Raw genomic sequence first — 8,628 nt, forward strand, 5'->3', positions numbered from 1 at the left:
GCTCAGCCTGGCCTGTGGCCCGGTCCCCGCGGGCCATCGCCTGGAAGGCCGATAGGTCACGCTGGCGCAGGTCGGCGAGGATGGCCCGGGCGCGGGTCAGGGACTGGCTGATCTCGCCCCAGGCCCGGGCTCGCTCGGCGTTGACCGCCGTGGCCTGGAAGTTTGTCGCCTGAGCGATTGACTGATCCAAGGTCTGGATCGCGACACCCTCCGCCTGGCGCCAAGCGGCCGATGCGCCGTCAGGGCTGGCCTCCATGGTCCCCAGGACGTGATCTGCGAAATCCCGTTCGGTCGCCGCCTCCATTTCATGCTGAGCCGCCTGCACCGCCGCCAACTGGCGGATGAAGGCCAGGTCGCGGTTCACGATCGCCGCGGTTTCTGACCGGATTTCGCCGATCTGGGCCAGGCCCAGGGCGCCCAGGGCGACCACCAGCACAATGACGGCGATGAAGCCCAGCAGGATTCGATTGGCGATGCTCACAGGGTCAGACTCCCACAGGCGCGTCGCCGGCCAGCAGGGCGGCGACGGACAGGATCACAAGGGTTTTGGCGTGGTGCGGCCCGGGACTTACCACCTGCGCCCGGTCCAGGCTGGCGGATTCAGCGATGACGTCGGCCGCATAGGGCCGCTCGCCCAGGCGCAGGGCCAGGTCGGGGCGTCCCTTGAGCATGACGAGGTACCCAGTCGCCGCTTGAGGCGGCGGCGCGCCCAGCAGCACGCCAAAGTCCAGAACTTGCCGGACGCGTCCGCTATCGGCGACCAGGCCGATGACTCCACCAGCCTGCCCCGCGCCGGTGCGGCTCATTTGCTCGAGGGGGCGGAGGCTGGCGATATCGGTCATCAGCAACCCGTAGAGGTTCTCGCCAAAGGGGCAGAGCAGGACGGCCAGACTGGCGCTGAACGCCTCGGACGCGCCGTCCGCCTCTGGCCGGGCGAGCCGGCGCTCGCGCTCATCCAAAATCTGTCGGGTCCGCAGAGATTCGGTGGTCTGGGCGGTCTTGGACTTCTGCGGGCTCATGCCTTTGGTCGCCTCTCCAACTGCAGTCGCGCGAGTTCGCGCAGGTCGCCCGCCGTCAGGCCATCCCCTTCGCACAGGGGCGTCGTGGGGCTCAAGTTTGCGGCCGCTCGTCCGGCCGCCGCCAGGGCGCGACGACCAGCGGCCTCCTGGCCGCGCTCCAATCGAACCAATCCCAGGTGATACTGGGCCAAAAGGAAGGTCTCATCCAGATAGACGGCCCGTCTTAGGGCCTCCTCGGCCTGATCGAGCCGTCCTTGCGCCTGCGCCACCAGCCCGAGGTAGAAGTGCGCGGCCGGTTCTGAAGGCGTCCGGGCGAGGACGGCCTGACAATGCCGCGCCGCCTCGGCGAAGCGGCCAAGATCAGCCAGGAGCCGAATCTCGTCCAGGCCCGCGGGGGTTTCCTGCTGTGGCGGTGGGGGTGTCGACGGCCTGGGGATCTGGATGGCCGGAAGGACGGATATGCCGATCGGAGCGGCGGGGGGCGCGGAGATGTCCTCCATCTGAGGCGGCGACCATTGCCGGAGGGTCGTCGTCGCCTCGTCGTTCGGCCCCCGCCGGCGGTAGGCGGTGGCGCCGGGCAGGGCGACCACGCGGACATGGGCCTCGAACCCAGGATTGGGCTCGGCGTGGCCGACGAGCAACCATCCCGCTTCGCTCAATCGCAGAGCCAGGGCGCCGACCACGGCGTTCATGGCTTCCGGGTGGAAATAGATGAGGACGTTGCGACAGAGGATCAGGTCGAAGTCTGTCAGATCCAGGGGCGCGGTCGGCCCCAGGAGATCCAGCAGGTTACCGTACTGATACCGCACGAGACTGCGATAGCGTGGGCGTAACCGCCATCCCTTTCCCTCAGGGACGAACCAGCTTCTGCGCTGTTCGGCCGACAGGGACCGCAGGGCCCATGCGCCGAAGTTCGCCTCGCGGGCGGCCTCCAGGGCGATCTCATTGATGTCGGTCCCCAGGATGGTGATCCGCCAGTCAGCGATGCGGTCGCCCAGCAACTCGGCGACCAGGATGGCGACCGAATAGGGCTCGGCGCCGGTCGCGCAGCCAGCGCTCCAGATCCGCAGACGGCGCGTGGACCCATTGCGCGCGATCAGTTCTGGGAGGATCGTATTCCGGAGGGCGGCGAACTGCTCCACGTAGCGAAGGAAATAGGTTTCCCCGACGGTCACCTCACCTTCCAGACGCCGCCATTCCCTCGCCCCAGCCTCAGGATCGTCCAGCAGGCGAACATAGGCCTCGACATCAGCGAGGCGCAGGGCCGCCAGCCGACGTCTCACCCGATCCCAAAGCACATCGTCCTTGTCGGCGTAGTAGAAGTGGCCGGTCCGGGCGATGATTTCGGCCTTGAGGCTCCAGAATGGGTGGTCCGGCGCGAACACCGGAAAGGCCGGGCTCAGGGCGCGCCATCCCCCGAGGCGTCCAGCCTCGTCTGAAGGGCCTCGGCGATCTCCGCCAGCCGGGCCTGCTCTTCCAGCAGCAGAAGCCGTCCCACATCCAGCACAGGAACGAGCTGACCCTGGATCAGCAGATTGCCGCTCACGGCGCCGTTGGCGCTGGCGGTTTCATCGACCTCGCTGATCCCCTCGGCGATCAGACCGGCGTCCTTGACCCGATCGGCAAGCAGAGCCACGTCGCCCTCGCCGTGGCCATCAGCCAAGCGGACCACATGGCTGTACAGGTCAAGCTTGGTCGCCGCGCGGCCGGGATCAAGCAGCCGCGCCAAGTCGATCACCGCCAGGGGACGCCCCCGCAGATTCATGAATCCGGCCAGAACCTTCGGCCAGGGGATCTGTCGTTCAAGGCGGGTCACAGGCAGGATTTCGGCCACGGCGCCCATGGGCAGGGCCATGTCGACGCCGGCCACGTCCAGCAACAGATAGCGATCCTGGGGGAAGGGCATGGGAGTCTAGAACACCATTCCGCCCCCGCCGCCAATCGCCATTCGCAACCTGCGCGCGCGAACCTGCGCGATCGCAGGCTCGTGGGTCGCGCGGTGAGCTCTCAGATCTCGGTCACCGGCAGCCGGAGATAGACGCGGCCGTCCCGCTCGGCCGGGGGCAGGGCGCCGGCGCGGATGTTCACCTGCAGGGAGGGCAGAATGAGATTGGGCGGGGGCAGGGTGGCGTCCCGCGCCTCCCGGCGGGCGACGAAGTCGGCCTCGCTCACCCCGCCGCGCAGATGGATATTCTCCGCCCGCTGGGCCGCCACGGTGGTCTCCCAGGCGTGGGTCTTGCGATCCTCGGTCAGATAGTCGTGGCCGACATAGATCTTAGTTTCCGGTGGCAGGGCGAGAATCTTCTGGATCGACCGATAGAGGGTTGCGGCGTCGCCCCCGGGGAAGTCGGCCCGGGCGGTCCCGTAGTCTGGCATGAACAGGGTGTCGCCCACATAGGCGGCCCCATCGATCAGGTAGGTGACGCAGGCCGGCGTGTGGCCTGGGGTGTGCAGAACGCCGATCTCGGTGTCCCCGAGCTTCAGAGTGTCGCCCTCGCGGACCAGACGGTCGAAGACCGACCCATCGGTGGTCACGTCGTCGGCCCCGAACACCTTGCCGAAATAGTCCTGCACGGCGGTGATATGGGCGCCGATCACCACCTGGGCGCCGGTCGCTTCTCGCAGGCGCGTAGCGGCCGACAGGTGGTCGGCATGGGCGTGGGTCTCAAGGACATAGATCAGCTTCAGGCCATGGGCCTCCACCGCCCGCAGGACCTCGGAGACCTGCTCGCGGGAAACCTTCGCGCCCTTGGGCTCATAGTCGAGGACCGGGTCGATGACGGCCGCCTGGGCCGTCGCCTCGTCCCAGACCAGGTAGGTGACGGTCGAGGTCGCCTCGTGGAAAAAGCTCATCTGCTGAACGGACATTGGGTTCTCCTTTCGGCTACCTATATATGCACCATTGCTAATATAGCAAACCTCGCTATGAACGAAGGCCAGGAGCGCGCCCGATGGACCTCACCACCACCGCGATGATCGCCGCCGTCGTCAGCGGCGCCGTGGTCGGATTCCTGCTGGCGGTGTTCGGGGGCGGGGGGTCTGTGCTCGCCATGCCGGCGCTCCTGTATGTCGTCGGAATCGGGGATACGCACCTGGCGATCGGGACCTCGGCTGCGGCTGTGGCGGTCAACGCCGGCCTCAACCTTTTGGGGCATGCGCGAAGCGGCCGGGTGAAATGGCCCTGCGCCAGCGTGTTCGCCGCCGCGGGCCTGGCCGGCGCCCTTGGAGGGTCCAGTCTGGCCAAGCAGGTGGATGGTCAGGCTCTGCTGGTGTTGTTCGCCCTGGCCATGGCCGCCATCGCCCTGTCCATGCTGCGCCGGCCGAAGGACGCTGGTGACCCGCTGGTGCACATCTCATGGCCCCTGACCCTGCGGCTGGCGCCGATGGGCCTGATCACAGGGTTCGCGGCCGGCTTCTTCGGAATCGGCGGCGGGTTCCTGATCGTGCCGGGCCTGATGGCGGCCACAGGGATGACGCTGGCCAACGCTGCGGCCTCATCGCTGTTGTCGGTCAGCCTGTTCGGCGCGGCCACCTCGGCCAACTATGCGTTCTCAGGGCTGGTGGTGTGGCCGGTGGCGGGCCTGTTCATCGCCGGCGGCATGGCCGGGGGATGGGCGGGCCTCAAGGCCGCGGGGCTGTTGGCCGATCGCGCCCTCCTGGCCAGACGCCTGTTCGCCGGCCTGGTTCTGATCGTGGCGGCCTATGTGGCCTGGAAGGGGATTGTCGGATGAGTTTCTGGGACGAGCGCTATCAGGGCGAGACCTATCTGTTTGGCGAGGCGCCCAACGCCTTCCTGGCCCGCCAGGCCCATCGGCTGGCGCCTGGGCAGAGCGCCCTGGCGGTCGCCGACGGGGAGGGGCGCAACGGCGTCTGGTTGGCGCAGCAGGGACTGTCGGTCCTGTCGGTGGATGGCTCTGCGGTGGCCCAGGTCAAGGCGGCCCGGCTGGCCGCCTCCCGCGGGGTGAGCCTCGACCTGCAACAGGTCGATCTGGCCGCCTGGCCCTGGCCGCAGGGGCAGTTCGACCTGGTGGCGGCCATCTTCATCCAGTTCGCCGGGCCAGAGCTGCGGACCGAGATCTTCGAGAACATGAAACGGGCGCTCAAACCTGGCGGCCTGATCCTGCTGGAGGGCTACCGGCCTGAACAGATCGCCTATGGCACCGGTGGCCCCCGGACGCCGGAGAACCTCTATACCGAGGAGATGCTGCGCGAGGCCTTCGCCGACGTCGAAATTCTGGAGCTCGCCGCCTATGACGCGGCGATCGAGGAGGGCGCAGGCCACAGCGGTCCCTCGGCCCTGATCGACCTCGTCGCCCGTAAGCCTGCCTGATCGGTCAGCTCGCCGGCTTGCCACGATAGATGTCGCATAGGGTGTCGATCACCCGGGCCGCGGCCGGATCGGTCAGCCGGTAGAAGATGGTCTGACCCTCCCGGCGGGTGCCCACCACACCTTCGGCCCGCAGCTTGGCCAGATGCTGGGAAGCCGCCGACTGGGCCAGGCCCACATGCTGGGCCAGCTCGCCGACGGAGCATTCCCCATCCCCCAGCCGGCACAGGATAATCAGCCGCTGCTCGCTGGACATCAGCTTCATCAGCCGGGCGGCGGCCGCGGCGCTGGCCTCCAGGGCCGCCAGTTCGGCCGGGTCGGGCATCTGGGCGGCGACGGCGTTGAGGGGGGCCTTGCTCATGCTCACAGGTCCAGGTTCGGTTAGGCGGTAGTGACGGCGTCAGGGCGGGTGGCGGGCCGCCCATCGTCTCTCAGAACCACATAGATGGCCGGTATGACCAGCACCGTCAGCAGGGTCGAGGAGGCCAGGCCAAACAGCAGGGAGATGGCCAGACCCTGGAAGATGGGGTCGAACAGGATCACCGCGGCGCCGATCATGGCCGCCGCAGCGGTCAGGACGATGGGTTTGAACCGGATGGCGCCGGCCTCCAGCAGGACGTCGCGCAGAGGCCGGTCTCCCGTCTGGGCGTGCCGGATGAAGTCCACCAGCAGGATCGAGTTTCGCACGATGATGCCGGCGAGCGCGATGAAGCCGATCATCGAGGTGGCGGAGAACGGCGCGCGGAAGAGGATGTGGCCGATGACGATGCCAACCAGGGTGAGCGGAATTGGCGTCAATATCACCAGGGGCAGGCGGAAGCTTTTGAACTGCGCCACCACCAGCACATAGATGCCCAGGATCGCCACTGCGAAGGCTGCGCCCATGTCGCGGAAGGTGACCCAGGTGATCTCCCATTCCCCGTCCCACAGCAGGGTCGGGGTGCTCTCATCGCTGGGCTGACCGTTGAGACGCACGGTGGGCTTGGGCAGGTCGCCCCAGTCATGGGCCTCGATGGCGTCGCCGACAGCCAGCATGCCGTAGATCGGCGCCTCGTACTGGCCCGCGAGCTCGGCGGTGACCATTTCGGCGTCCAGGCCGTCCCGACGATAGATCATGTGCGAGCCGGGTTCCGACGTCGCCTCGACGACCTCGCCCAGCTCCACCAGCCGGGGGGGGGGCGGCGCTCCGGGACACCGCCACCGGGGTGGCGGCCAGGCGCTCGCCCCAGGTGCGATCGGACTGGGGCAGGCGGACGGCGATCTCCAGGGGCGTGCGGCCCTCGCCGCGATGGGCGTAGCCCACCGGGCCGCCGCCGAAGACTGCGCCGATGGAGTCCAGCACGTCGCCCTCGGCCACGCCCAGATGCTCAAGGGTGTCGCGGGTGGGCGTCAGGCGCAGACGAGGGCGGGGCTGGCCATAGGAGTCGTCCACATCGACGATGAAGGGGATCGCCTGGAACAGGGTCTTCACCTCTGCGGCCACCGCGCGGCGGGTTTCGGCGTCGGGGCCATAGATCTCGGCCAGCAGGGTAGCCATGACCGGCGGCCCTGGCGGCGCCTCAACGACCTTCACCGATCCGCCGGCGGGCAGGGGCAGGTCTACTAGCTTATCGCGCAGATCGAGCGCGATGGCGTGGCTGGCCCGCTTGCGGTCGCCCTTGTGGGACAGGGTGATGGACAGGTCGCCCATCTCTGGCTGGTTGCGCAGGAAGTAGTGCCGGACCAGGCCATTGAAGTTGAATGGCGAGGCCGTGCCGGCATAGGCCTCGATCGCGATGACTTCAGGAATGGCGCGGGCGATCTCCGCCGCCGCCGCCAGGGTCCGCTCAGTGGTCTCCAGGCTGGCGCCTTCTGGCAGGTCGAGAACCACCTGAAGCTCCGACTTGTTGTCGAAGGGGAGCAGCTTCACCGTCACGGTCTTGGTGGCGAACATGCTCATGGACAACAGGGTCGCCAGGCCCACCGCGCCCAGGAAGATCCAGGCGCTGCGGCGGCTGGCGATCACCCGGCCGGCCAGGGCGCGATAGGCGCCTCCCAACCGACCGCCGCCGTCATCATGCCCGTGCCCGTGCCCATCGGCCAGGGTCTGACGGGCGAAGCGGACCATCAGCCAGGGGGCGATAACGACAGCCACAAAGAAGGAGAACACCATGGCCGCCGAGGCGTTGACCGGAATCGGCGCCATGTAGGGGCCCATCAGGCCGGAGACGAACAGCATGGGCAGCAGGGCCGCCACCACCGTCAGGGTCGCCACCACGGTGGGATTGCCCACCTCGGCCACGGCCTCAATGGCCGCCTGGGTGGGGCTGCGGCCATCCTTCATCGCCCAGTGCCGGGCGATGTTCTCGATCATGACGATGGCGTCGTCGACCAGGATGCCGATGGAGAAGATCAGGGCGAACAGGCTGACCCGGTTGATGGTGTAGCCCATCAGGTTCGAGGCGAAGAGGGTCAGAAGAATGGTGGTGGGGATGACCACGGCGGTGACGCCAGCCTCCCGCCAGCCGATGGCCAGGCCGATCAGGATGACGATGGAGACGGTGGCCAGCCCCAGGTGGAAGAGCAGTTCATTGGCCTTTTCGTTGGCGCTCTCGCCATAGTCGCGGCTGACGGCGATCTCCAGGCCCTCGGGGATCAGGGTCCCTTTCAGGGTCTCCACCCGCTCGAGAATGTGTTCTGAGACCACGACGGCGTTGGCGCCCTGGCGCTTGGCGATGGCCAGGCTGACGGCCGGCGCCTGGGTCCAGCCATCAGCGGTGCGGCTGTGGCGCCAGACCCGGGCCTGATCCTCCCGCGGCGCCTGGATCACATTGGCGACGTCGCGGATGTAGACCGGCTCGCCCTTGACCGAGGCCACACTCAAGAGGCCGACCTCCTGGGCGCTGGCGAGGGTGCGACCGGCCGCCACGTTCACCGCTTGGCCGCCTTGGCGGATCGTGCCGGCGGGGAAACTGCGATTGGCCTGGCGCACGGCTTCAATCACCCCGCCGAGCGGCACGCCCCGCAGGGTCAGGCGCTCGGGGTCGGGTTCGATGCGAATCTCGTCAGGGCGACCGCCGACGATGAAGGTGAGGCCCACATCCTCGACCTTGGCCACCTCGGTGCGCAGCTTCACGGCGATGTCATAGAGGGCCTGGTCGGACCAGCGCTCGGCCATCTCCGGGGCGGGGGTCAGGGTCAGGACCACGGCGGGGACGTCGTTGATGCCCCGGGTGACGATCATCGGTTCCGGGATGCCCACGGGACTCCGATCGTAGTTGGCGCGGACCTTTTCGTGGACCC

10 protein-coding genes are annotated in these 8,628 nt (G+C 68.2%); 2 read left to right on the plus strand and 8 right to left on the minus strand.

What is annotated here, in order from left to right; translation table 11 throughout:
- From Q7V15_RS07645 to Q7V15_RS07665, 5 genes are all read right to left on the minus strand, one after another.
- The coding region (locus Q7V15_RS07645) for an MCP four helix bundle domain-containing protein (protein ID WP_304754863.1) at positions 1-481 on the minus strand (481 nt) is incomplete at its 3' end.
- Positions 482-485: 4 nt separating this feature from the next.
- Entirely contained in the window at positions 486-1,019 is a 534-nt protein-coding gene (locus Q7V15_RS07650; RefSeq protein WP_304754864.1) for a hypothetical protein, read from the minus strand.
- On the minus strand, positions 1,016-2,404 hold the full coding sequence (locus tag Q7V15_RS07655) for a protein-glutamate O-methyltransferase CheR (protein WP_304754865.1): 1,389 nt from the start codon (positions 2,402-2,404) through the stop codon (positions 1,016-1,018). The genes Q7V15_RS07650 and Q7V15_RS07655 overlap by 4 nt, the downstream gene beginning before the upstream one ends.
- A 14-nt stretch (positions 2,405-2,418) precedes the next feature.
- Positions 2,419-2,925 carry a chemotaxis protein CheW gene (locus tag Q7V15_RS07660; RefSeq protein ID WP_304754866.1) on the minus strand — a complete coding sequence of 169 codons (507 nt, stop codon included), beginning with the start codon at positions 2,923-2,925 and terminating at the stop codon, positions 2,419-2,421.
- A gap of 101 nt (positions 2,926-3,026) precedes the next feature.
- Complete coding sequence (locus Q7V15_RS07665) at positions 3,027-3,887, minus strand: MBL fold metallo-hydrolase (protein ID WP_304754867.1); 861 nt, start codon at positions 3,885-3,887, stop codon at positions 3,027-3,029.
- A gap of 83 nt (positions 3,888-3,970) precedes the next feature.
- Between Q7V15_RS07665 and Q7V15_RS07670 the strand changes: the two genes are divergently transcribed.
- Together Q7V15_RS07670 and Q7V15_RS07675 are read left to right on the plus strand one after the other, a co-directional pair.
- Positions 3,971-4,750, plus strand: coding sequence for a sulfite exporter TauE/SafE family protein (locus Q7V15_RS07670; RefSeq protein ID WP_304754869.1), 780 nt, complete (start codon positions 3,971-3,973; stop codon positions 4,748-4,750).
- Entirely contained in the window at positions 4,747-5,349 is a 603-nt protein-coding gene (locus Q7V15_RS07675) for a cyclopropane-fatty-acyl-phospholipid synthase family protein (RefSeq protein ID WP_304754870.1), read from the plus strand. The genes Q7V15_RS07670 and Q7V15_RS07675 overlap by 4 nt, the downstream gene beginning before the upstream one ends.
- Positions 5,350-5,353: 4 nt before the next feature.
- Here Q7V15_RS07675 and Q7V15_RS07680 read toward each other — a convergent pair whose 3' ends face one another.
- The 3 genes from Q7V15_RS07680 to Q7V15_RS07690 all read right to left on the minus strand — a co-directional run.
- Positions 5,354-5,707 carry a helix-turn-helix transcriptional regulator gene (locus Q7V15_RS07680; RefSeq protein ID WP_304754871.1) on the minus strand — a complete coding sequence of 118 codons (354 nt, stop codon included), beginning with the start codon at positions 5,705-5,707 and terminating at the stop codon, positions 5,354-5,356.
- A 20-nt stretch (positions 5,708-5,727) separates the two neighbouring features.
- Entirely contained in the window at positions 5,728-6,462 is a 735-nt protein-coding gene (locus tag Q7V15_RS07685) for an efflux RND transporter permease subunit (RefSeq protein WP_304754872.1), read from the minus strand.
- Positions 6,347-8,628 (minus strand): efflux RND transporter permease subunit (locus Q7V15_RS07690; RefSeq protein ID WP_304754873.1); only part of this gene is annotated, 2,282 nt, incomplete at its 5' end. The genes Q7V15_RS07690 and Q7V15_RS07685, both read right to left, overlap by 116 nt.

This window comes from Phenylobacterium sp. (genome assembly GCF_030651755.1).
GTDB lineage: Bacteria > Pseudomonadota > Alphaproteobacteria > Caulobacterales > Caulobacteraceae > Phenylobacterium.